At 47.3% G+C, this 1,702-nt stretch carries 2 protein-coding genes; both read right to left on the bottom strand.

All coding sequences use genetic code 11. The annotated features are described in order from the left end of the window. Positions 1–458 (bottom strand): flagellin N-terminal helical domain-containing protein (locus AACS80_RS05780; RefSeq protein WP_445236440.1); only part of this gene is annotated, 458 nt, incomplete at its 3' end. 468 nt (positions 459–926) lie between these two features. Beyond that, positions 927–1,702 (bottom strand): flagellin (locus tag AACS80_RS05775; protein WP_276609454.1); only part of this gene is annotated, 776 nt, incomplete at its 5' end.

Genomic DNA, 1,702 nt, shown 5'->3' with positions numbered 1-1,702 from the left:
TTATCGTCAGCACCCACCTGAATAGACAGAGACTGATCAGAGCTGAGTACTTTAACGCCGTTAAAGTCAGTCTGATCGGAGATGCGGTTGATTTCATCCAGACGGGCGTTAATTTCGTCCTGCATGGACTGACGGTCAGACGCGGAATAAGTACCGGACTGTGCCTGAACGGTCAGACGGCGGATATTCTGCAGGTTGTCGTTCACTTCGTTCAGTGCGCCTTCAGTGGTCTGAGCGATGGAGATACCGTCGTTAGCGTTGCGGGAAGCCTGAGTCAGACCAGAGATGTTGGCCGTAAAACGGTTACTGATAGCCTGGCCAGCAGCATCGTCTTTTGCGCTGTTAATACGCAGACCAGAAGACAGACGTTGGATCGCTGTGCCGAGAGTGGACTGCGATTTGTTCAGGTTGTTCTGTGCAACCAGACTCAGTGCGTTGGTATTAATGACCTGTGACATAATATATCCTCAATTAAAATCCAGCGGTGCGATCCGTCCGGAAAGGAACTTAAATTAAATATGCGTTATAAGTGGCGCATACGTTAGATATCGGCATAAAAATAAAGTGGCTAAAGTGAATAAGATAAAAAAGAACAGGCCGGAATGTAATTGGATAAATAAAAACGGATTGATGATTTTTACTCGTCAGCCTGTCTTTATACTGGTATAAGGCAGATATCTCAGGAGGGGAACGTAATAATTATTACGTCAGGGGTAAGATAATATCTGCAGATTTGTTTATGGTAAAATTTAAGTGCTCTCTGCCATGACCGGGTAAGATAATTCACAAATCCCCGGATTATGAAGCGAATTTTATCCCCGGTTACGAAGATAATGGTGGAGGCTTAATGATAAAAAAACGCCCAGGAGGAAGACCGGGCGGGCAGGGAGGACACCGGCAGAAGCATTCTGCCGGCGGGGTACTCATTAACGCAGAAGCTGCAGAATGTTCTGTGGGATCTGATTAGCCTGTGCCAGCACAGAAGTACCTGCAGACTGCAGGATGTTCGCGCGGCTCATATTAGACACTTCAGACGCGAAGTCAGCGTCGAGAATACGGGAACGGGACTCGGTCAGGTTGTTAACGGTGTTGTTCAGGTTGCTGATAACAGAATCGAAACGGTTCTGTACCACACCAAGACCGGAACGCAGTTTATCAACCTGAGACAGCGCAGCATCAATCGTTTTCAGCGGGTCGGCAGTGTTGGTCACGTTTTTACCGGCGGTCACCACAACTTTACTGGTACCAGCATTAGAGTCATACGATTTTGAAAGGGTAGCCTCAGTTATATTGCCATTACCATCATCAAGATAGTAGTTACCTTGACCATCGTCTTTTAGGGTGCAACCTGGCGGTACGGTTGCCGCAACATTATGATCATACACTTCATTACCAACGACTGATGTTGGCGCTCCGCCAGCCGTCGCCGTAGTCGTGTTGTCAACCGTACTGTCGAAAGTAAAATTGCCCTTACCGTCATCGTGAAGTGCGTGATATTTCGCCCCTTCTTTTGCGTAAAGGTTTCCATTACTATCCTGAACAATATCAGTGGCTGTAGTTGGGGAGGGGGCTTTTGTATCTGTAACCTTATTCACGTCATAGGTGTAACCTTTGTCAACGTCATACGTGGTAGCCGACGCCTTAAGAGTAGTAACATCAAGTGTGGAAGCAATGTTGAAACCGGTCATACCGAGGGTGTCGG

Source organism: Escherichia sp. E4385 (assembly GCF_963883145.1).
Classification (GTDB): Bacteria; Pseudomonadota; Gammaproteobacteria; order Enterobacterales; family Enterobacteriaceae; genus Escherichia.
This window is presented reverse-complemented; position numbering and strand designations above follow the sequence as displayed.